This window comes from Amycolatopsis sp. NPDC058986, assembly GCF_042741125.1.
Taxonomy (GTDB): Bacteria; Actinomycetota; Actinomycetes; order Mycobacteriales; family Pseudonocardiaceae; genus Amycolatopsis.
In genome coordinates this window covers 15,137-36,115 of the sequence record NZ_JBHYJW010000012.1, presented here as the reverse complement: position 1 = coordinate 36,115, position 20,979 = coordinate 15,137, and the positions used below count along the sequence as shown (strand labels likewise).

At 70.1% G+C, this 20,979-nt stretch carries 20 protein-coding genes; 12 read left to right on the top strand and 8 right to left on the bottom strand.

Annotation, left to right across the window (positions count from 1 at the left end; genetic code table 11):
• On the top strand, positions 1-744 hold the full coding sequence (locus ACFW0G_RS13670; RefSeq protein ID WP_378325444.1) for an alpha/beta fold hydrolase: 744 nt from the start codon (positions 1-3) through the stop codon (positions 742-744).
• A gap of 63 nt (positions 745-807) precedes the next feature.
• Here the strand turns inward: ACFW0G_RS13670 and ACFW0G_RS13665 are convergent, their stop codons facing one another.
• Positions 808-1,773: an aldo/keto reductase gene (locus ACFW0G_RS13665; protein ID WP_378325442.1), complete on the bottom strand. Its 966-nt coding sequence runs from the start codon at positions 1,771-1,773 to the stop codon at positions 808-810.
• A gap of 51 nt (positions 1,774-1,824) precedes the next feature.
• Between ACFW0G_RS13665 and ACFW0G_RS13660 the strand changes: the two genes are divergently transcribed.
• Positions 1,825-2,559: an SDR family NAD(P)-dependent oxidoreductase gene (locus tag ACFW0G_RS13660; RefSeq protein WP_378325441.1), complete on the top strand. Its 735-nt coding sequence runs from the start codon at positions 1,825-1,827 to the stop codon at positions 2,557-2,559.
• 12 nt (positions 2,560-2,571) lie between these two features.
• On the opposite strand, the gene ACFW0G_RS13655 is transcribed toward ACFW0G_RS13660, so the two are convergent.
• Positions 2,572-3,876, bottom strand: a complete 1,305-nt coding sequence (locus ACFW0G_RS13655; RefSeq protein ID WP_378325440.1) for an amidohydrolase — start codon at positions 3,874-3,876, stop codon at positions 2,572-2,574.
• An 82-nt stretch (positions 3,877-3,958) separates the two neighbouring features.
• On the opposite strand from ACFW0G_RS13655, the gene ACFW0G_RS13650 reads away from it, so the two are divergent.
• From ACFW0G_RS13650 to ACFW0G_RS13640, 3 genes are read left to right on the top strand one after another with little or no spacing between them, the layout of a single operon-like run.
• The gene (locus ACFW0G_RS13650) at positions 3,959-5,068 is read left to right on the top strand and encodes a zinc-binding dehydrogenase (protein ID WP_378325439.1); all 1,110 of its coding nucleotides are present in this window, start codon (positions 3,959-3,961) and stop codon (positions 5,066-5,068) included.
• Between the two features lie 10 nt (positions 5,069-5,078).
• Positions 5,079-6,038 (top strand): aldo/keto reductase, encoded by a 960-nt coding sequence (locus ACFW0G_RS13645; protein ID WP_378325437.1) that lies wholly within the window; start codon positions 5,079-5,081, stop codon positions 6,036-6,038.
• Positions 6,035-6,985: an alpha/beta hydrolase gene (locus ACFW0G_RS13640; protein ID WP_378325436.1), complete on the top strand. Its 951-nt coding sequence runs from the start codon at positions 6,035-6,037 to the stop codon at positions 6,983-6,985. The genes ACFW0G_RS13645 and ACFW0G_RS13640 overlap by 4 nt, the downstream gene beginning before the upstream one ends.
• Here ACFW0G_RS13640 and ACFW0G_RS13635 read toward each other — a convergent pair.
• Positions 6,969-8,420: a GMC family oxidoreductase gene (locus ACFW0G_RS13635; RefSeq protein WP_378325435.1), complete on the bottom strand. Its 1,452-nt coding sequence runs from the start codon at positions 8,418-8,420 to the stop codon at positions 6,969-6,971. The two genes, ACFW0G_RS13640 and ACFW0G_RS13635, sit on opposite strands and share 17 nt — an antisense overlap.
• A 165-nt stretch (positions 8,421-8,585) precedes the next feature.
• On the opposite strand from ACFW0G_RS13635, the gene ACFW0G_RS13630 reads away from it, so the two are divergent.
• The 6 genes from ACFW0G_RS13630 to hpaD all read left to right on the top strand — a co-directional run bounded on the left by ACFW0G_RS13630 (position 8,586) and on the right by hpaD (position 15,791).
• Complete coding sequence (locus ACFW0G_RS13630) at positions 8,586-10,022, top strand: aldehyde dehydrogenase family protein (RefSeq protein ID WP_378325434.1); 1,437 nt, start codon at positions 8,586-8,588, stop codon at positions 10,020-10,022.
• Positions 10,023-10,092: 70 nt separating this feature from the next.
• Complete coding sequence (locus ACFW0G_RS13625) at positions 10,093-11,523, top strand: fumarylacetoacetate hydrolase family protein (RefSeq protein WP_378325433.1); 1,431 nt, start codon at positions 10,093-10,095, stop codon at positions 11,521-11,523.
• On the top strand, positions 11,505-12,182 hold the full coding sequence (locus ACFW0G_RS13620) for a GntR family transcriptional regulator (protein ID WP_378325432.1): 678 nt from the start codon (positions 11,505-11,507) through the stop codon (positions 12,180-12,182). The genes ACFW0G_RS13625 and ACFW0G_RS13620 overlap by 19 nt, the downstream gene beginning before the upstream one ends.
• A 113-nt stretch (positions 12,183-12,295) precedes the next feature.
• On the top strand, positions 12,296-13,240 hold the full coding sequence (gene dapA, locus ACFW0G_RS13615) for a 4-hydroxy-tetrahydrodipicolinate synthase (protein ID WP_378325431.1): 945 nt from the start codon (positions 12,296-12,298) through the stop codon (positions 13,238-13,240).
• A 2-nt stretch (positions 13,241-13,242) separates the two neighbouring features.
• Positions 13,243-14,751 carry a 5-carboxymethyl-2-hydroxymuconate semialdehyde dehydrogenase gene (gene hpaE, locus ACFW0G_RS13610; protein WP_378325430.1) on the top strand — a complete coding sequence of 503 codons (1,509 nt, stop codon included), beginning with the start codon at positions 13,243-13,245 and terminating at the stop codon, positions 14,749-14,751.
• The gene (hpaD, locus tag ACFW0G_RS13605) at positions 14,748-15,791 is read left to right on the top strand and encodes a 3,4-dihydroxyphenylacetate 2,3-dioxygenase (protein ID WP_378325428.1); all 1,044 of its coding nucleotides are present in this window, start codon (positions 14,748-14,750) and stop codon (positions 15,789-15,791) included. Before hpaE ends, hpaD begins: the two co-directional genes overlap by 4 nt.
• A gap of 90 nt (positions 15,792-15,881) precedes the next feature.
• On the opposite strand, the gene ACFW0G_RS13600 is transcribed toward hpaD, so the two are convergent.
• The 4 genes from ACFW0G_RS13600 to ACFW0G_RS13585 form a co-directional block, all read right to left on the bottom strand.
• Positions 15,882-16,820 (bottom strand): methyltransferase, encoded by a 939-nt coding sequence (locus tag ACFW0G_RS13600; RefSeq protein WP_378325427.1) that lies wholly within the window; start codon positions 16,818-16,820, stop codon positions 15,882-15,884.
• Positions 16,817-17,830 carry a methyltransferase gene (locus tag ACFW0G_RS13595; RefSeq protein WP_378325426.1) on the bottom strand — a complete coding sequence of 338 codons (1,014 nt, stop codon included), beginning with the start codon at positions 17,828-17,830 and terminating at the stop codon, positions 16,817-16,819. The genes ACFW0G_RS13600 and ACFW0G_RS13595 overlap by 4 nt, the downstream gene beginning before the upstream one ends.
• 81 nt (positions 17,831-17,911) lie before the next feature.
• Positions 17,912-18,346 carry a hypothetical protein gene (locus ACFW0G_RS13590; RefSeq protein ID WP_378325424.1) on the bottom strand — a complete coding sequence of 145 codons (435 nt, stop codon included), beginning with the start codon at positions 18,344-18,346 and terminating at the stop codon, positions 17,912-17,914.
• Between the two features lie 52 nt (positions 18,347-18,398).
• Positions 18,399-18,797 (bottom strand): hypothetical protein, encoded by a 399-nt coding sequence (locus ACFW0G_RS13585; RefSeq protein ID WP_378325423.1) that lies wholly within the window; start codon positions 18,795-18,797, stop codon positions 18,399-18,401.
• A 360-nt stretch (positions 18,798-19,157) separates the two neighbouring features.
• Here ACFW0G_RS13585 and ACFW0G_RS13580 point away from each other — a divergent pair, with 360 nt between their 5' ends.
• Complete coding sequence (locus ACFW0G_RS13580; RefSeq protein ID WP_378325422.1) at positions 19,158-20,171, top strand: S1 family peptidase; 1,014 nt, start codon at positions 19,158-19,160, stop codon at positions 20,169-20,171.
• 109 nt (positions 20,172-20,280) lie between these two features.
• Here the strand turns inward: ACFW0G_RS13580 and ACFW0G_RS13575 are convergent, their stop codons facing one another.
• Complete coding sequence (locus ACFW0G_RS13575) at positions 20,281-20,949, bottom strand: formylglycine-generating enzyme family protein (RefSeq protein WP_378325421.1); 669 nt, start codon at positions 20,947-20,949, stop codon at positions 20,281-20,283.
• Positions 20,950-20,979: the final 30 nt, after the last annotated feature.

Sequence of the window (20,979 nt, the reverse complement as noted above, 5' to 3'; positions counted from 1 at the left end):
TTGTCCGCCACCACCTCCCTGGCCGTCGGCCGGTACGTGCCGGAGACGTCCGCAGACACCGGCCCGCCCGTGCTGCTCGTGCACGGTTTCGCCTCCGACGGGCACACCGACTGGGTCACCACCGGCTGGCCCGCGGCGCTCACCTCGGCCGGCCGCCCGGTGATCGTGCCCGACCTGCCGGGCCACGGCTCCAGTCCGGCGCCCGCCGACGCGGCGTCCGCCACTCCCGAAGCGATCGCCGGGGAACTGGCGCGGGCCGTCGGCGCTTCGGCCGAACTGTCCGAAGTGGACGTCATCGGCTACTCGCTCGGCGCACGGCTGGCCTGGGAACTGCCCGAACTCCTTCCCGTGCGGCGGCTGGTGCTGGGCGGGATCAGCCCGATGGAGCCGTTCGGTGCCATCGACGTCGAGGCCGCGCTGGCCTACGCCACCGGCGGGAAGCTGCCCGGCGACCCGCTGACCGCGATGATCGCGCGGATGATCAGCGCGCCCGGCCGTGACCCGGTGGCGCTGTGCCGGTGCATCGAAGGGCTCCGGAGCGCGCCGTTCGCCCCGGCCGTCGGCACGCTCCGGGTACCGACTCGGTTCGTGGCGGGCAGGGACGATCCGGTCAGTCAGGGCGTCGAACAGCTGCTGGCGCTGGTGCCGGGCAGCGATCTGGTCACCGTGCCCGGCGATCACGGCGGCGCGTTGCGCGGGGCGAAGTTCAAGGCCGCCGCCCTGGAGTTCCTCGGCGCGTTCTGAAGCTGCTGAAGGGGACTTTCGTCTCATCCGATGCGAGGAAAGTCCCCTTCAGCTCAGCCGCCGTCACCAGGTGCCGTCGGGGTTCACCGCCTTGTCCAGCCACAGGTGTTCCACGGCGGCCCGCACCTCCGCGCCGTGCTCGGTGAACAGCCGCAGCGCGCCCAGGTTGTCCTCCAGCTGAGCGAGGCGGCTCACTCCGAAAAGGACGTTCGCCACCGGCGGATAGGCGAGACAGAAAGCGATGGCGAGTTGCGACGCGGTGACGCCGAACTCCGCGGCGATCCCGCTGAGCACACCGGCGGCGTCCATAATGGACTCGCGGATCCCGCCGACGTCCGCGCCGATCTTGCGGGTCGGCAAGCGGTTGCCCAGCAGCACCCCGCCTTCGAAGATGTCCGACGCCTGCAACGCCAGCCGCCCCGAGGCGAAATGCTTGGCATAGAACGGCCCTTCGGCCATGGACCGGCGGACCACGCTGTACTTCAGCTGCGCGAAAACCGGCCCCGGCAGCCCTTCGGCGTCAGCGAACTCCAGCGCACGGTCGAGATCCGCAACGGCCCAGTTGTTGACGCCCCAGCCGCCGAACCGGCCGGCGTGGATCTGCTCGGCCACCTCGGTGACGATCCGCGGCACGTCCGGCGGTTCGAAGTAGTCGCCGACGACCACGACGTCGGCGCGCTCGACGCCGACCCGGCCGAGCGCCGTTTCCAGCTGCTGCGCGAAACCCGTGCGCGGATAGTCCCACAGCCACAGTTTCCCGCACAGCTGGTAGTGCTCGCGGCGCACTCCGGCGGCCCGGACCGCCTTCCCGAAGATCACGTCGGTCCGGGAACCCTCGGCGTGCGGGCCCATGTCGTAGTGCGCCACGTCGAAGAGTGTCACACCCGCGTCCACGGCCGCCCGGATGAGGCGGACCGCGTCGTCGAACTCCATCCGGTCCCAGGTGTTCCACGAGCCGAGGCCGAACACCGATGTGGTGATCCCGCCCTCGCCGAGCTGCCGCACCGGCACGGTGTCTTTCTCGTTCACAGGATTTCCTTTCGCTGGCAACGGAAACCAGTTTTAGTCTACGATCGTAGAATGAACAAGAGAACCGTGGTGGTGACCGGCGGCGCGAGCGGAATCGGCCGCGCCGCGGCCGAAGCGTTCGCGGCCGAAGGCGACAGGGTCGTCGTGGCCGACATTTCGGGCGACGCGGCGCGGGACGTCGCGCGGGAACTCGGCGTCGACCACGTCGAGGTCGACATCTCCGATCCCACGTCGGTGGACGCGGCCGTCGCCGCAGTCACCGGGCGGACGGGACCGATCGACGTCCTGGTGAACAACGCGGGCCTCGCCGGCGGAGGCGGCCCGCTCACCGCGCTCGACGTCGAGGTGTTCGACCGGTGCGTGCGGGTCAACTTCCGGGGGACGTTCCTCATGACCCGGGCGGTCGGCGCGCACATGATCGCGGCGGGCACGCGTGGGGCGATGGTGAACATCTCCTCGATCGGCGCCCGCCAGCCCACGCCCGGCCTCGGCCACTACGAGGCGACCAAGGCCGCCGTCGACGCGCTCACCCGGTCGGCCGCCCTCGAACTCGCCCCGCACGGAATCCGCGTCAACGCCGTCGCCCCCGGCCCGGTGCTCACGCCGATGACGGCCGGATTCGCGTCCGACAGCGCCGCCCGCCAGGCATGGGAGGCCCGGATCCCCTTGGGCTCCATCGCGTCGGTGGCGGACGTCGTGCCGTCGGTGCTCTTCCTCGCTTCGTCCGACGCCCGCCACATCACCGGCGCCTGCCTCCAGGTCGACGGCGGCCAGCTGCTCGTCTGAGTCCGTTGTGGACTATCCGGAGTGGACGATCTGCCCGGCGGTGACGGTGGTCTCCACCTCGACCCCGGGCAGGTCGGCGGGCGCGATTTCGAGCGGATTCGCCGACAGCACACAGAAATCGGCGACCTTGCCGACCGACAGCGAGCCCTTCCAGCTCGCCGTGCCGTCCTGCGCCGCGGCAGCTGTGGTGTAGCACCGCAGCAGACGCGTCATCAGCGCCGGATCGGGGCCGTTGGCGCCCAGCAGCCGGGCTGCGGCGGCCACGTGCACCCGCCAGTCCGGGGTCACCACCGGCGCGTCACTGCTGAGGGTGAGCGGCACGCCCGAGTCCAGCATCTCGCGCAGCGGCCACGCCTTCGCGGCGACGTCGGCGCCCATCGTCGTCGCCATGAGGTCGCCCATCGCGGCGGCGATCGCGGGCTGGGTGGTCAACCCGATGCCCCGCGAGGCCATCCGCGCGAGCTGCTCCGGGGTCACAAGGTCGCCGTGCACGACATGGTCTCCGCGCCTCAGCGCACCGAGCGCCGCCTCGATGCTCCGATCGCCCGTGGCGTGCACCCCGACGGACATCCCGGCCTCGTGCGCCAGCCTGATCATCGCGGTCATGTTCCGCTCGCGGGCGGTGTCGTCGGCGCCGTCGACGAGCAGGTGGCCGTGAGTCCCGTCGGCGTAGCAGTGCCGCGTCCACGCCGAGCCCATCGGCGGAATGCCGTCGGCGAAGATCTTCACCCCGCTCACCTTGAGCCACAAGGGATCCGAGTCTGGAACCGATGTCGCGAGCCCGCGCGCGAAGTCGCCGAGCGAACTGGGACCGTCGAGCAGGCCGAACAGCCGCAGGACGGTGACCCGGGCCTTGAGCTGCCCCGCGTGCGCCATCGCCGCGTACTCGTCGAGCGTCTCCTGCGCGAAGCAGCCCGTCTCGCCCGGCCCCAGCCCCGGCTCGGTGTAGCTCGTGATCCCCAGCGACGCGCACAGTTCGCTGGCAAGCAGCAACGCCGCTTGCCGGTCGGCGGCGGTCGTCACCGGTTTCTCTTCGTATTCTATGAATCCGGCGTCGCCCATCAGCGTATGCGGCCAGCGCGCGCCGAGCCACGCCGCGTGCAGATGCGTGTCGTTGATCCCCGGCAACACGGTCCGCCCCGCCAGTTCGATGATCCGGGTGCGCGAACCGACGTGCGCCGAGACGTCGTCACCGACGGCGACGATCCGGCCGTCCCGCACGGCCAGCTCCCGCGCGACGGTCCCCAGCGAGTTGAAGGTGAGCACCGTGCCACCCCGGACCACCAGCGACGCGGGACGAATTCGTTGAGATGGCAAGGTTCCTCCCGGGCCATGGACTTTTTCTTCCACGAATGTAGACTAACCGCACACTCAACGGCGAGAGCGGAGACGAAGATCCATGCCGCTTCCCACGACCACCGAAGCCGCGGTGCTCACCGAACACGGCACCGCGCTGTCCCTGCGGGAACTCCCCCTTCCCGGCACGCTCGAACCCGGCGCCGCACTGGTCCGGGTCACCTGCACTACCCTGTGCGGCACGGACGTACACCTCTGGTCCGGCGAGATGACCTTCCCCGGCATGCTCCCGATGGTGCTCGGTCACGAGATGGTCGGCGAGGTCGTCGCCACCGGCGAAGGCACCACCGACACCCTCGGCCGGGACATCGTGCCCGGTGACCGCGTCGGCTGGTCGGAGGCCACCTGCGGGAAATGTCACGGCTGCGCGATCCTGCGCGAACCCGTGGCGTGCGCGAGCCGGGGCTACGGTTTCCTCCAGCGGGCGGACGAATTCCCTTACTCCACCGGCGGTCTCGTCCGGTACTGCTACGTGACGCCACGCGCGGCCAAACTGCTGCTGCCAGGGGAGGTCAAGGACACCTGGGCCTCGATGTCCGGCTGCGCTGGCAAAACCGTGTTGCGCGCGTTCGCCCGGTGCGGCGGCGTCCGGCCCGGGGCGACCGTCGTCGTCCAGGGCGCGGGCGCGCTCGGCGTGTTCGCCACCGCCGTCGCCCGGATTTCCGGCGCGGGCACGGTGATCACCGTCGGCGGTCCCGCGGACCGGCTCGAAACCGCGAAGAAGTTCGGTGCCACCGCGACGATCCCGGTCTACACCGAGCCCGCCGACCGGATCGAGCGGGTCCGCGAGCTGACCGGCGGCCGCGGCGCGGATCACGTCTTCGACTTCGCCGGCGGTCCGACCATCGGCGAGGAGGCCGTCGGGTTCGCGGCCCAGCGCGGCACCGTCGCGATCGTCGGCTCGACCGGGCCACGGCCCTCCCCCGTGCCGCTGGGCACGGTCATGGGCAAGGAACTCACCGTCGTCGGCTCGCTCAACGGCGACATCGCCGACTATCACCGTTCGGTGGAGTTCTTCCGCACGTTCACCGGCCGGATGCCGTGGGACGAGCTGTTCAGCGCGCCCGTCGGCCTCTCCGGCGCCTCCGGCCGTGTCGAGTCGATGTCCCGGCTCGAAGAGCTCAAGGCCGTCATCGATCCCCGCCTTCCTTAGGAGTTCCCGCATGTCCGTGATTCCCCAACGCAGTATCGGCAGGGACGGCCCGCGTACCGGCGTGCTGGCCCTCGGCTCGTGGCACACCTACGACCGGATGGACTTCCGCGAGGCCGTCACCCTGCTGCGGACCGCGGTCGACGCCGGGATCACCCTGTTCGACGTCGGTGTGTACGGCATCCCCGGCGGCGAGCCGGTGTTCACCGACGTGCTGTTCTCCGCGATGGTGCGCGCGGCCGGGCTCAAGCGCGACGATTACCTGCTGTCCTCGAAACTCTGGCTCGAAGGGTACCCCGGGCACAGCCTGCGCGGGCAGCTCGAGAACGCGCTTTTCCGGGCCGGGACCGACCACGCCGATCTCGTCGTCCTCGGCGATCTGCGGCGCGACGACACCGGCCTGCACCAGCTCGTGCTGGATCTCGACGAGCTGCGCCGGGCCGGGCTGATCCGGCAGTGGGGCGTGAACAACTGGTCCGCCACGACGATCCGGGCACTGCACGAGTTCGCACGGGCTGAGAACGTGCCGGGACCCGCGCTCGCTCAGCTGAAGTACAGCGTGGCCCGACGGTCCATTCCGGACGGTCGGCCGTTCGCTTCGGTGTTCGGCGAACTCGGCGTTTCCCTGCAGTCCTCGGACATCTTCGAGGGCGGCGTGCTACTGGGCAAGACGGCGGGTGCCCGCCAGATCGGCCGCGATCCCGGCGGGGTCCGCGGCCGCATCGCCGAATCCGCTGTCCAGGTGGCCGAAATCGCCGAGAAGCTGGGCACCACCGCGGCGCGGTTCTGCCTCGCCTTCACGCTCACCCATCCCGCGAACACCACGACGTTGTTCGGGGCCACCAGCACCGAGCAGCTGAAGGACAACCTCGGCGCGGTCGACCTCGTCGAGCGCGTCGGCGCCGCCGAACTGCGGGCACTGGCGGAGCCGCTGTGGGCGGATCGCGACGTGGTCGATCCGGAGGGGCCGTGAGTGCGTTGGATCCGGAGCTGGCCGAGGCGTTGCGGGACCTTCCCGACGGCCCCGCGCTGGGCGCCGATTCCCTGCCCGCCATCCGCGCGGCGCTGCGTGAGAACAATCCCGGCTGCGCGGAAGCCGTCGGCGAGCGCGATCTGGTCTGGGAAGACCGGCTCGTGCCCGGCGCCGACGTCGCGGTCACCGTCCTGCGGCCCAGAGTCCTGACGCCGGGCGCGCCGGGGTTCTACAACATCCACGGCGGCGGGATGGTGATGGACGACCGGTTCGCCGATCTGCCGCGGATGGTCGGTCTCGTCGAGGAGTTCGGGTTCGTCGCGGTCACCGTCGAATACCGGCTGGCGCCCGAGCACCCGCATCCCGCGCCGATCGAGGACTGCTACGCGGGTCTGGCCTGGATGGCGGACAACGCCGCCGAACTCGGATTCGACCCGGCGAAACTCGTCGTGGGCGGTGGCAGCGCGGGCGGCGGCCTCAGCGCCGGTGTCGCCCTGCTGGCCAGGGACCGCGGTGGTCCGGCGCTGGCCGGTCAGCTGCTGCTGTGCCCGATGCTCGACGACCGCAACGACTCACCGTCCACTGTGGAATACGGGGACAGCGGCGTCTGGACGCGGGCGGGCAACGCGTTCGGCTGGCACTCACTGCTGGACGGGCAGACCTCGGAGTACGCCGCGCCCGCCCGCGCCACCGACCTCGCCGGCCTGCCACCCGCCTTCATCGAGGTCGGCGCCGTCGAGATCTTCCGCGACGAGGACATCGACTACGCGCGACGGCTCTGGCAGGCGGGCGTGCCGGCGGAACTGCACGTCTGGGCGGGCGCCTACCACGGCTTCGACCGGTTCGCGCCCACGGCGGAGGTGACCAAGGCGGCGCTGGCCGCCCGGTCCTCCTGGCTCCGCCGCGTCCTGGGCGCTACCGGCCCGGGTGTTATCGGCTCAGCATGAACCGCGCCGCGCGCTCGCCGACCAGGACGGCGGGAGCGTTGGTGTTCCCGGTGGTCACCGTCGGCAGCACCGACGCGTCGGCGACCCACAGCCCGCCGATCCCGCGCACCCGCAGTTCGGGATCGACCACCGCGTCCTCTCCGGTGCCCATGCGGCAGGTCCCGACCTGGTGGTGGTAGGTGATGGCGGTGCGGCGCACGTACTCGCGGACGTCGTCCCCGGGTTCGGGATACAGTTCGCGCGCGCCCCATTCCTCCGCCAGGGCCGGGGCCCGGCCGATCTCCCGGCACTGCTCGACGGAAGCGACGAGGCTCTCGAAGTCGGCGGGCTCGGCCAGCGCCGCGAGGTCGATGAGCGGGGCGTCGTCCGCGTCCGGTCCACTCAGCCGGAGGCTGCCCCGGCTCAGTGGCGAAACCATGCCCGCCATGAGGGAGAATCCCGTTGCCGGGCCGGTCATCCACGATTCGTACATCGGCACGCTGAAGTGGATCGGCTGCGTGTCCGGCACGGCCAGGCCCGGCCTGCTGCGCCAGAACAGATGCGTCTGGGTGACCGAACGTCCCGGCGCCGGGGGTTCGACCTCGCGCCGGTCGGTCGTGAAGATCACCGGCGACAGCAGGTGGTCGTGCAGGTTCCGGCCCACGCCGGGCAGATCGGCGACGACGTCGATGCCGAGCGCGGCGAGTTCGTCCGCCGGGCCGACGCCGCTGCGCAGCAGGATCGCGGGCGAGGCCAGCGCGCCCGCGGCGAGCACCACCCGGTCGGCACGCCAGCGCCGGGGCTTGCCGCCGATCTCGGCCACGACGCCTACCGCCTTGGTACCCTCGAACAGCAGGCGGTGCACCAGCGCTCCCGTGTGGACGGTCAGCGTGCCCGACCCCAGCAGCGGCTGGGCATAGGCGAGCCAGGTGGTGAGCCGCTTTCCGTTCCGTAGCGTGATGCGCTGCACGGAAACGCCGTCGAGCCGCTCGCCGTTGTAGTCCGGGTTGAACGGCAGCCCCACCGCCATTGCGGCGTCCACAATGGACTTCTGGATCGGGTGCAGCGGCTCGTTCGGGACGACGTCGAGGAGATCCTTTTCGATGTCCTCGAACACCGGCCGCACATCGGACCATGCCCAGCCCGGTATCCGCCAGCTGTCGTAGTCGTGCGGTGCCCCGCGCACCCAGATCATCGCGTTGAGCGCGTGCGAGCCGCCGAGCACCTTGCCGCGGGGCAGATGCAGCCTGCGGTTCGCCGCGTGCCGCTGCGGCACCGTGTAGAGGTCCCAGTCCTCCGGCCCGTGCCACAGCTCCCCCGCCCGCGAAGGGTCGTGGATCGCCGGATTCGCGTCCACGCCACCCGCTTCGAGCAACGTCACCCGGGCACCCGCGTCGGCCAGCCGCCGCGCGAGGACCGACCCCGCCGAACCCGCGCCCACCACAATCACGTCCATGGTCCCAGCCTCGCAACCCGGCCGCGCGGCACGTCCGTTCCGGGAAGATCCCTTCGCTGGGCGACAATCGGCGTGCCTTGGCGGACAAGACCGGGATAGCGGCGTCCGCCGATACTCGATCACCACAAGGGTCCGTGCGATCCGCCGGTCGAGGAGGAACTCGGGATGACCACACGCCTGTTCATCGACGGACAGTGGACCACGGCGGGCGGCGGCGCCATCGCGACCCTCGACCCGGCCACCGGCAAGGTGCTCGAAGAGGTGGGCACGGCGTCGCGGTCCGATGTCGACGCCGCCGTCGGCGCCGCGCGCCGGGCGTTGACCGCGCCCGAGTGGGCCGGGCTGCTACCGGTCCAGCGGGCCACGCTGCTGTTCCGCCTCGCTGATCTGGTCGACGCGCACCACGAAGAGCTGGCGGCGCTCGAAACCCGCGACCAGGGGCAGCCGATCGGGATCTCCCGCCAGGTGAGCGTGACGGGTACGGCCGAGCATCTGCGGTACTTCGCCGGATGGGTCACCAAGATCCAGGGCACGACCAACCCGGTGTCGTTCCCGGACACCCTGCACTACACCCGCCGCGAGCCGGTCGGGGTCAACGCGCTCATCACGCCGTGGAACTTCCCGCTGATGATCCTGGCCTGGAAGCTCGCGCCCGCGCTGGCCACCGGCAACACCGTGGTGATCAAGCCGAGCGAGGTCACGCCGCTGACCAGTATCCGGCTGGTCGGACTCGCGCACGAAGCGGGATTCCCGCCCGGGGTGGTCAATCTGGTCACCGGGGACGGTTCGGTCGGCGCCATGCTCAGCGCGCATCCGGACGTCGACCACCTGTCCTACACCGGCTCGACCGCGGTCGGGAAGCTCATCACCGCCGCGAGCGCGGAGTCGAACCTCAAGCGCCTCACCCTGGAACTCGGCGGGAAGGCCCCGAGCATCATCGCCCGCGACGCCGACATCGACGCGGCGGTCGCGGGCAACCTCGCCGGGGCGACGCTGAACACCGGCCAGGTCTGCGCCGCGTACACGCGGTTCTACGTCGACCGGAAGCGCGAACAGGAGTTCGTCGGGAAGCTCGCCGAAGGCCTGGGCGGCCTGCGCCTCGGGCCGGGCCTCGACGAATCCACGCAACTGGGTCCGCTCGTGTCGGCCAAACACCGCGAGCACGTCGACTTCCTCGTCTCGACCGGTCGCGAACAGGGCGCGGAGCTGGTCACCGGCGGACAGTCCGTCGACGGCGACGGCTATTTCTACGCACCGACCCTGTTCGCCGGCGTCGGCGACGACATGACGATCATGCGGGAAGAGATCTTCGGCCCGGTCCTCGCGGTCACGCCCTATGACGACGAGGACGAACTGCTCGCCCGCGCGAACGACACGGAGTATGGGCTCGCCGCGACGGTGTGGACGCGGGACATCGGTACGGCGCAACGGTTTTCGGACGGGATCCGGGCCGGCGCGGTGTTCGTCAACATGCCGCCGATCCCGGATATGGCGGCGCCTTGGGGCGGCTACAAGGCGTCCGGCTGGGGCCGCGAGATGGGCCCGTGGGCACTGGACGCCTACACCGAGACGAAGTCCGTGTGGCTGCACTACGGCCGCTGACCGGGCCACCGACCCCAGGATCGTATATCATTTCGGATATGTTGTTCGAGCACCAGGCAGGAACTCAGCCATGACCAGCGCGTCTCCCCTTCCCGAGCGGCCCGGCAAGATCATCGCGCTGCACCTCAACTACCCGTCGCGGGCGGCGCAGCGCGGGCGTACCCCGGCCCAGCCGAGCTACTTCCTCAAGCCGCCCACGTCCGTAGCCGCGAGCGGTGCCGCGCTGGAACGCCCGGCGGGCACCGAACTGCTCGGGTTCGAGGGCGAGATCGCGCTGGTGATCGGCACCGCGGCCCGCCGCGTCAGCCCCGAGGAGGGCTGGTCGCACGTCTCCGGCGTCACCGCCGCGAACGACTTCGGCGTGTACGACCTTCGCTACGCCGACAAGGGTTCCAACCTGCGGTCGAAGGGCGGCGACGGGTTCACCCCGCTCGGCCCGTCGGTCCTTCCCGCCGACGCCGTCGACCCCGCCGCGCTGCGCGTGCGCACCTGGGTCAACGGCGAACTCGTCCAGGAGGACACCACCGGCGATCTGCTGTTCGGCTTCGGGCGGCTGGTCGCCGACCTCTCCCAGCTCATCACCCTCGAACCCGGCGACGTCGTCCTCACCGGCACGCCCGCGGGCGCGTCGGTTGTCCAGCCGGGCGACGTCGTGGAGGTCGAAGTGGACGGTGGCGGGCTGTCCACCGGACGTCTGGTGACCCCGATCGTCGCCGGGACCGTCCCCTTAGGATCGTACGGAGCACTGCCCCGTGTGGACGGTCAACAGCGCGCGGATGCTTACGGGACAACGCAACCCGGGTTCGTCCTCACCGAGGATCTCCGAAAGCGACTCGAAAGTGTCGGCGTGGCGACGCTTTCCGCGCAGTTACGCAAACGTGGCTACGACAACGTGTCGATCGACGGCCTCACCTCGACGAAGCCGGGCGCACGGCTGATCGGCCGCGCGCGGACGTTGCGCTACATCCCGCACCGCGAAGACCTCTTCCGTGAGCACGGCGGCGGCTACAACGCCCAGAAGCGCGCGTTCGACGCGCTCGAACCCGGCGACATCCTGGTGATGGAGGCCCGTGGCGAGCGCGGCACCGGCACCGTCGGCGACATCCTCGCGCTGCGTGCGCAGGTCAAGGGCGCGGCGGGGATCGTCACCGACGGCGGAGTCCGCGACGTCGCCGCGGTCGCCGCGCTCGACATCCCGACCTACCACGCCGGGGCGCATCCCGCGGTGCTCGGCAGGCGGCACGTGCCATGGGACGTCGACGTGACCGTCGCCTGCGGAGGCGCGTCGGTGTGTCCGGGCGACGTCGTCGTCGGGGACGCCGACGGCCTGCTCGTCATCCCGCCGCGGCTCGTCGAAGAGGTGGTGGACGCGGCGATCGAGCAGGAGCGCCAGGAGGCGTTCATCGCCGAACAGGTGGCCGCGGGCGAGCGCGTCGAGGGGCTCTACCCGATGGACGAGAGCTGGAAGGCGAGGTACGCCGCATGGCAGCCGAAGCCATGAATTCGCACGCGATGAGCAAATCGCAGATCGCCTACCAGTGGATCAAGGCCCGCATCCACGACGGCACCTTCTCCCCCGGCTACCGGCTCGTCCTCGGCCAGATCGCCCAGGAACTCGGCGTCAGCGTGGTGCCGGTCCGCGAGGCGATCCGGATGCTGGAGGCCGAGGGACTGGTGACCTTCGAACGCAATATCGGCGCGCAGGTCGCGATGGTCGACGAGACCGACTACCAGCACACGATGCAGACCCTCGCACTGGTCGAGGGTTACGCCGCCGCGCTCGCCTCCGAGGTGTCACCGCCGGAAGTGCTCGAAAAGGCGAAGGCGCTCAACGCCGAGCTGGCGGACTGCCTCGACCACTTCGAGCCGAACCGGTTCACCGCGCTCAACCGCGAGTTCCACGCCGCGCTGTTCGGCCCCTGCCCCAACCCGCAGGTGCTGGACCTGGTCACCCGCGGCTGGAACCGGCTGTCCGGGCTGCGCAGCTCGACGTTCACCTTCGTCCCCGGCCGCGCGAAGGAATCGGTGGCCGAGCACGAAAAGATCCTCGGCCTGCTCGAACGCGGCGCGCCCGCGCACGAGATCGAACTGGCCGTCCGCGAACACCGGCTGGCGACCCTGCACGCCTTCCAGGCGTACCAGGCCGAACGCCATTCATAGCACTGTGCCGATAGATACCAAACCGACCGAAAGTAAGTGGTTCCCGCAGGTCCGTCCGGTTTCTTTGCCGGCTTACTTTCCGTCTCATTGGTAAGAGACCCAGGAGGAAGTCCATGCGTTTCCGCGCAGATCCCCAGTCGATCCGGGGTTCGATCGCGCCGCTGATGACCCCGTTCACCGCCGAGCGCGCCGTCGACCACGACGGGCTGGCGAACCTGGTGCGGTGGCAGCTGGCGGCGGGGTCGCACGGCATCTCGATCGGCGGCTCCACCGGAGAACCCGGCGCGCAGACGATCGCCGAACGCGCCGAGGCGATCCGCACCGTCGCCGCCGAGGTCGGCGATCGCGTCCCGTTCGTGCCCGGCACCGGATCGGCGAAACTCGACGAGACGCTCGAACTCACCGCCATCGCGGCCGAGGCCGGTGCCGACGCGGTGCTCGTCATCACGCCGTACTACGCCCGCCCCACCCAGGAAGCGCTTTATACCTGGTATCGCACCGTCGCGCGGGAATTCCCCGATCTGCCGATCGTGGCCTACAACGTGCCGAGCCGGACCGCGGTGGACATCGCTCCGGAAACGGTCGCCCGGCTGTTCCGCGAACTCGACAACTTCGCCGGGATCAAAGAGACTACAAAGGACTTCGAGCACTTCTCCCGGGTACTGCACCTGTGCGGCAAGGAACTGCTGGTGTGGTCCGGGATCGAGCTGCTCTGCCTGCCGCTGCTGGCGCTCGGCGGCGCCGGGTTCGTCAGCGCGACCGCCAACATCGCGCCCGCGGCCTGCGCGCGGATGTACCAGGCCTGGCAGGAAGGCGACCTCGACCTCGCCCGGGAAATCCACTATGGACTCCACCCCCTGGTGGATCTCCTTTTCGTGGAAACGAATCCCGCGCCGGGCAAATGGGTGCTCGAACACCGTGGGCTGATCGGGTCCGGGCTGGTCCGGCCGCCGCTGATCGCCCCGACCGACGCCGGCGTCGCCCGGATCAAGGACCTGATGGCCCAGGGCGAGGCCTACCTCAGCCCGGTCGACGGCTTCACCGTGAAAGGAAAGTAGGCATGGCGAAGCACCACATCCCCGAGAACCTGCCCTCCCGGATCCAGCACTACATCGGCGGCGAACTCGTCGACAGCGTCTCCGGGAAGACGTTCGACGTGCTCGACCCGGTGTCCAACCAGGCCTACGTGACGGCCGCCGCCGGACAGGCCGAGGACGTCGACCGCGCCGTGGCCGCGGCGCGGAAGGCGTTCACCGAGGGACCGTGGCCCGGCCTGCTGCCGCGTGCGCGCGCCCGGATCCTGAACCGGATCGCCGACGCCGTCGAGGCACAGGACGCCCGGCTGGCGGAGCTGGAAACCTTCGACACCGGCCTCCCGATCACCCAGGCACTCGGCCAGGCCCAGCGCGCGGCCGAGAACTTCCGGTTCTTCGCCGATCTGATCGTCGCGCAGGCCGATGACACCTACCGGGTGCCGGGACGGCAGGTGAACTACGTGCACCGCAAGCCCGTCGGCGTCGCCGGGCTGATCACCCCGTGGAACACGCCGTTCATGCTGGAGAGCTGGAAACTCGCGCCCGCGCTCGCCTCCGGCTGCACCGTGGTGCTCAAACCCGCCGAGTTCACGCCGCTTTCGGCGAGCCTGTGGGCGGAGATCTTCCGCTCAGCCGGGTTGCCTGACGGGGTTTTCAACCTCGTCAACGGTTTCGGCGAGGAAGCGGGCGACGCGCTGGTCAAACACCCGGACGTCCCGCTGATCTCGTTCACCGGCGAGTCCGCGACCGGGCAGACCATCTTCCGCAACTGTGCCACCGGGCTCAAGGGCATGTCGATGGAACTGGGCGGGAAATCCCCGGCCATCGTGTTCGCCGACGCCGATCTCGGCGCCGCGATCGACTCGACGTTGTTCGGGGTGTTCTCCCTCAACGGCGAACGCTGCACCGCGGGCAGCCGGATCCTCGTGGAGCGCCCGGTCTACGAAGAGTTCTGCACCCGGTATGCGGAACGGGCGCGGAACATCGTCGTCGGCGATCCACACGACCCGGTGACCGAGGTCGGCGCGCTGGTGCACCCGGAGCACTACGAGAAGGTCATGAGCTACGTCGAACTCGGCAAGTCCGAGGGGCGGCTGCTCGCCGGCGGCGGCCGTCCGTCCGGTTTGGACACCGGGAACTACGTGGCGCCCACGGTGTTCGCCGACGTGCCTGCCGACGCGCGGATCTTCCAGGAGGAGATCTTCGGCCCGGTCGTCGCGATCACCCCGTTCGACACCGAAGAGGAAGCGCTTTCCCTGGCCAACGGCGTCAAGTACGGCCTGGCCGCCTACCTGTGGACCTCGGACCTGAACCGGGCGCACAGCTTCGCGCAGTCGGTCGAGGCGGGCATGGTCTGGCTCAACTCGCACAACGTCCGCGACCTGCGCACGCCGTTCGGCGGCGTCAAGGCGTCGGGCCTCGGGCACGAGGGCGGCTACCGCTCGATCGATTTCTACACCCATCAGCAGGCGATCCACGTGACGCTCGGCGCCGTGCACACCACGCGCTTCGGAGTCCAGAAAGGACAGTCATGACCGCGACACCGCCGGACGTGATCCGCTGCGCCTACGCCGAGTTCGTCGTCAGCGACCTCGCCGCGTCCCGCGCGTTCTACGTCGACGTACTCGGGCTGGTCGTCACCCGCGAGGACGACGACGCGATCTACCTGCGCGCTTTCGAGGAGTACCTGCACCATTCCCTGGTGCTGCGCAAGGGAAGCACGCCCGCGCTCGCCGTACTCGCCTATCGGGTGCGCACCCCTGCCGACCTCGATCTCGCCGAGGCGTACTACCGGGAACTGGGCGTCCGGGTGGAACGCCGTCCGGCGGGCGCGACCCGCGGGATCGGCGAGGCGGTACGGATCGTGGACCCGCTGGGCTTCCCGGTGGAGTTCTTCCACGAGGCCGAGCACGTCGAACGGTTCACCCAGCGCTACGACGTCCACGGCGCGGGCGCACTGTCCCGTTTGGACCATTTCAACATCTGCACCCCGGACGTCCCGGCCGCCCGCCGGTACTACGAAGGACTCGGTTTCCGGGTATCGGAAGACATCCAGGACGACCAGGGCACCGTCTACGCCGCCTGGATGTTCCGCAAACCGACGGTGCACGACGTCGCGCTGACCGGGGGTGACGGGCCGCGCCTGCACCACGTCGCCTTCGCCGGCCACGAACGACACCAGATCCTGCACATCTGCGATCACCTCGGCGCGCTCCGCAAGTCCGGCATGATCGAGCGGGGCCCGGGCCGCCACGGTGTGTCGAACGCGTTCTACCTCTACCTGCGCGACCCCGACGGGCACCGCATCGAGATCTACACGCACGACTACTACACGGGCGACCCGGACAACCCGGTCATCACCTGGGATGTGCACGACAACCAGCGGCGCGACTGGTGGGGCAATCCGGTGGTGCCGAGCTGGTACGCCGAAGCCTCGCCCGTGCTGGACCTCGACGGCTCGATCCAGCCACTGGTGGTCCGCTCCGACGCACGCGAGGCCGACGTCACGATCGGCGCGGACGGCTTCTCCTACACGTCCGAACAGCAGGGTTTCAAGCTGGGCCAACAGGTCTGAGATCCCGGCGGTCGAGCGCCCCAATGTGGCATTGGGTGCGCTCAACGCACCGAACGCCACATTGGGGCGCTTGAGAACCGGGGAACACGATCACATGGGTACCGCCTCGATCAGGGACATTCCCGACGGCAGTGGCGTGACCAGTTCGACGGCGAGCCCGGCCTGAGCGAACAGCCACTCGAACTCGTCGCGGGTACGTTCCCGCCCGCCGTAGATCGTCAGCATGTTCAGGTCGGTCAGCGCAGGATCCCTTGCCCGGTCCGGACTTCCGCGCTCCGGCAGGATCAGCTCGACGACGAGCACCCTGCCGTGCGGGGGCGTCGCGGCACGGCAGTTGCGCAGGATCGTGACGGCCTCGTCGTCGGGCCAGTCGTGCAGGATCCACTTGAGCAGGTAGGCGTCGGCCCCGGCGGGCACCTCGCGCAGGAAATCGCCGTCGGCGCGGTCGAACACTCGCCCGCGCAGCTCCGGATACCGCTGTGAGAGCACCGCGAGCAACGTGCCGTCCCCGCCGCCCACGTCGATGACGCGCCGGTAGCGGCCGAAGTCGTGGTGCTCCCCCACCTCCTCCGCGATCGCGACGGTGTGCCCGCCCATGAACCGGTCGTACCGCGTGCGGAGTTCCGGATCGCCGTCCATGTGCTCGAAGATCGACATCCCGAACGCCTCGTGGAACCCGCCGCGGCCGGAGCGCACCCCGGCCTCCACCGCCGCCCAGGCACGCTCGGTCACCGGATCGGTCATCAGCCGGACAACGTCGTTCAGCTCGCTTCCCTTGCCCAGCAACGCTCCCGCCTCCGTGAGCGTGAACGTCCCCGATGCGTCCTCGGCGCACAGACCGATGTCGGCGAATCCGCGCAGCAGCCGGATCGCCCGCTCCGGTGCCATGTCGCACGCGCGGGCGAGCGCGTCGAGTGTTCCGTTCCCTTCGGTGATCAGATCGGCCATGCCCAGCCGGGCGAACACCCCCGCGAGCCGCGCCGCCATCGCCCCGTGCAGCCAGCCGCGCACCGTTTCGCCTGCGGTCACCGTGCCTCGGCCTCGATCAGGCAAAGGCCGGTCGGGGGAACCGGCGTGATCGCGGTGACGGCCAGGCCCGCCCGCGCGCACACCGTCTCGAACTCGCTCCGGGTGCGTTCCTTCCCGCCGACGACGACCAGCATGTGCAGGTCCATCAGATACGGGTCGAACAGCCGCTCGTCCTCGCTCAGCGCGTCGGGCAGCACCGGATCGGCGATCAGCACCCTGCCGCCCTGGTTCATCGCGGCGCGGCAGTTGCCCAGGATGACGGCCGCGTGGTCGTCGTCCCAGTTGTGCAGCGCGCTCTTGATCACGTACAGGTCCGCGCCCCCGGGCACGGCCTCGCGGAAATCCCCCGCCACCACGTCGCACCGCTCGGAAACCCCTGCGGCGCCGAGGTTTTCCGCCGCGCCGGCGCTGCCCGCCTCGAGATCGAACAGGACGCCGCGGGAGCCGGGCGCACCGCGCAGGATCCCGGCGAGCAGGGTGCCGTCCCCGCCGCCGATGTCGGCGATGGTCGCGTACCGGCCGAAATCGTAGTAGCGGGGCACTGCCTCGGCGAATTCCCGGGTCCCTTGACTCATCGCCGCGTTGAACACCGCCGCCTGCGCCGGCTCGTCCGCGAAATATTCGAACGCGGGCCTGCCGAAGACGTCCTCGAACGCGGGACGCCCAGTACGGAGACTGTCCTTCAACCGCAGCCACGGCCGCTCGGTGACCGGTGTGGTGGACAGCTTCGCGAAATCGAGCAGCGACCCCGGATCGTCCTTGCGCAGCAAGGAACCGACCTCGGTGAGCGCGTACACCCGTGGCGCGCGCTCGAAGCAGCAGCCGAGGCTCGCGAACGCCCGCAGCAGGCGGACCATCCGCTCCGGCGGAATGCCGTGCGCGTCGGCGATGACCCCGAGTCCCGCGCCGTCCCCGATGGTGTCGGCCAGCCCGAGGTCCGCGGCGACCCCGAGGACGTGCGTGGCCATCGCGCCACTCAGCAGCCGCCGCAGCGTTGCCTGTGCTTCCATCTCAGCTCCCAAAGTTAGGCTTACCTAAATTCTGGGAGCTCAAGTCGGCTTCATGTCAAGCGGCGACGTTACGGGACGTCGTCACCGCCGCCCGCGTGGCCGCGCGTGACGAAACCGGCCCACGGGTGACGAAATCAGCTGGCCCCGCCGTCTGACAGACGAGACGGCGAGCGCGGTCAGCACCGCTACGTCGATCACGACGCACGCCACGCCGACACCGATCCGGAACCGCCCGGTAGCGCGCTGGTCGTCCTCCATCTGCTGATACGTCCTGGAGTTCGCCGGGTCGCGATCGTTCGCCTTCTCCTGCCGGGAAGACGAACTCACCCAGCCGTCCGTCCCGTCCCGGGTGATCCGGCAGGTGAACTCGGGCGACATCGTCCGGTTACCGCAGCGGGGCTCCGTCAGGCTCAGGGCGCCGACGCCCCAGATGATCATCCCCGGGCCCAGCACCGCCAGCGCGGCCAGCAGCAGCACGGCCATCGCCCGGGTGCCGCTCCGGTCCGGTGTCCCCATGCCGCGACGCTAAGCACGACCGATGAAATGCCGATGACACCGCGCCGCACTGTCAGGGGCGGTCGAGCTCCCTGCCCGGAGCGGCCGGGGCGGCCCCGATCCGCCAGCGCAGCGTCGGTTCGCGCGCGGCTTCGGACCGGCGGGGCCGGTCGTCGCGGCGGAGCAGGACGGAAAGCCGGTGCTGGGCGTACGCGAGGTCACTGCACGCGGCGGCGAAATCGTGGGCGGCGGCATAAACCAGTGCGCGCCGGATGTGGTCGAGGGCGTCGGGCTCCGCGACGGCCAGCAGCTCGGCCGCGGCCGCGGTGGTCTCCCGCAGCCCCGCCGTCATCGTCGCCGTTTCGGGCGTGCCGGGGGCCACCGTGAGCGCCGGGGTGAGGATCGTCAGCTCGGTGTGCAGCTGGTAGAGCACGCGCAGCTCGCCGCCAGATGCCTGCTCGGAGGTGTTCACCGTTGAGTCCTCTTCCTCGATCCGTCCTATGTTACCGGCCGGTTGGGAGACGACGATCACTCGGCCCCATGACGCCGTCCGCCAGGGTTTGCTCCCGGCGACCGGCGTTCGCGCGGCGCTCACTCCACTCCGGACGCCGCGCCCCTGGGGGACGCGTTCACCCGGACGAAAACCACACACACTTTCGGTGGCACGACGGACATTAATTGAGTAGTACCGCCGCGACCGTTTTATGACCGAAACCCCCCTTTCGAGCGATTCACCGTCCGGGACCCGACCTTGGTCGGTAGCGGTGCACTTTCCCCGGCAAACAGGGTGATCCCGTCGTGTTTCTTCCAACCCGGCACAACTGGAGATCCCATGACATCCCGGAAAACCCTTGCCGCGTTCGCCGTCCTGTCGACCGCGGCACTGACCACCGGCGTCTGCGCGCAGCAGGCCACCGCCGGCCCGCTGGCCTTCGCCCAGCTTCAGGAAGCGTCGATCACCCAGGCCACCCAGGTCACCGACGCGCTGGGCACGGCCTCCGGCGGGTTCTACCTCGACAACGGGAAAGCGGTCGTCACCGTCCTCGACGACGTCGCCGCGAAGACCGTACGGGACGCAGGGCTCACCGCGAAGAAGGTCGCCCACAGCTTCACCGCGCTGACCAGTGTCAAGGAAAGCCTCGACGGGATCGGCGCCGCGCCGCAGACCGCGTGGGGCATCGACACGAGCACGAACCAGGTCGTGGTGACCGTCTTCGACGCCGCCACACCGGCCACCACGAAGAAGGTCACCGAGGCCGCGAGCCGGCTCGGCGACAGCGTCCGGATCGAGCACGAGACGGGCAAGCTCGAACTGCACATCAAGGACGGCGACGCCATCCGCAACAGCAGCGCTCGCTGTTCGCTCGGCTTCAACGTCAAGAAGGGCAGCACCCCGTACCTGCTCACCGCCGGGCACTGCACCAACCTCGGCGGGACCTGGTCCGGCGGCGACGTCACCGGCGCCAGGATCGTCCGCAGCGACTGCCCCGGCGCCGACTCCGGCTACCTGACCCGGCCGAACGGCACCGGCCCCGGCCAGATCAACACCGGGCAGAAGATCACCCGCGCGGCGGCACCGCGGGTCGGTGAGCGGATGCAGAAGCAGGGTTCCACCACCGGCGGCGGTGGCGGCACCATCAAGTCGGTCGACCAGACCGTGAACTTCGACGTCGGCGTGCTGCGGCACGAATTCGGCACCACCGCGCACACGGACCACGGGGACTCCGGCGGCCCCGCCTACGACGGCTCGACCGGGCTCGGCACGCTGTCCGGCGGCAACACCACCGTCAGCTACTTCTACCCGCTGACCCTGGAACTCCAGTCCTACGGCCTCACCCTCGCCTGATCTCTCCTGCCGTGAAGGACTCCTTACCGGCGCTTGAATCCACTACTGCCGCGCGCAGCGCGCCCGTTGAGGGTGGTGGCGGGGGCATGGATGGACGGTAAGGAGTCCTTCACGGCGTTGAGGACCGGGCGACGCGGAAGCCGACGTCGTCGAGCCGCAGGGTCGGGTGGCTGCGGCGGCGCACCGACGCCCGGCAGCTCCAGCGTTCGTCGAACCAGCCGCCGCCGCGAAGCACCCGGTAGCTGCCGTAGACCTCGGCGTCGTAGACGTCCCAGCACCATTCCCAGACGTTGCCGAGCATGTCGTACAGGCCCCACGCGTTGGGCCGCTTCCCACCCACCTCGTGCACACGCTCGCCGGAATTGCCGCGGTGCCAGCCGATTTCGTCGAGTTCGCCATATCGGGCGCCGGTCGTGCCCGCGCGGCACGCGAACTCCCATTCGGCTTCGGTCGGCAGCCGGTATCCATCGGCGGTGTTGTCCCACTCGGCGTCTTCGGCATCGACGCGATAAGCGGGCGTGAAGCCCTCGCGCTCGGAAGCGGCATTGCAGAACCGGACCGCGTCCAGCCACGAGACACTTTCGACCGGCAATCCATCGCCCTGCGCCGTACTCGGCCGCGCGCCGGTGACCTCCGCGTACCACGCCTGGGTCACCGGCACCGCGCCCAGCAGGTACGGCTCCAGCGCGACCGGCCAGCTGCGCTGCGTCCGCCGGTCCGACAGCGTCACTTCGCCACCGGAAAGGGAAATCAGCTCGCCGCCCGTGCGTGTGTCCACACGGGAAATCTACCGGCACCCCGCTCCGGG